Here is a 231-nt window from a genome sequence, read left to right as displayed (position 1 = left end):
GTAGCGGCGAGCGAACGGGGAGCAGCCCAGAGTCTGAATCAGCTTGTGTGTTAGTGGAAGCGTCTGGAAAGTCGCACGGTACAGGGTGACAGTCCCGTACACGAAAGCACACAGGCTGTGAACTCGAAGAGTAGGGCGGGACACGTGGTATCCTGTCTGAATATGGGGGGACCATCCTCCAAGGCTAAATACTCCTGACTGACCGATAGTGAACCAGTACCGTGAGGGAAA

At 55.4% G+C, this 231-nt stretch carries 1 rRNA gene; it reads left to right on the top strand.

From position 1 onward, the window contains the following. Window positions 1–231 (top strand): 23S ribosomal RNA (locus FHC48_RS23265); the annotation flags it as partial.

It is taken from the genome of Enterobacter sp. EC_50, from assembly GCF_019584525.1.
In the GTDB taxonomy this organism is placed as follows: Bacteria; Pseudomonadota; Gammaproteobacteria; order Enterobacterales; family Enterobacteriaceae; genus Enterobacter; species Enterobacter roggenkampii.
Note: the sequence above shows the minus strand (reverse complement) of the source record. Positions and strands in the feature narration are given on the sequence as shown.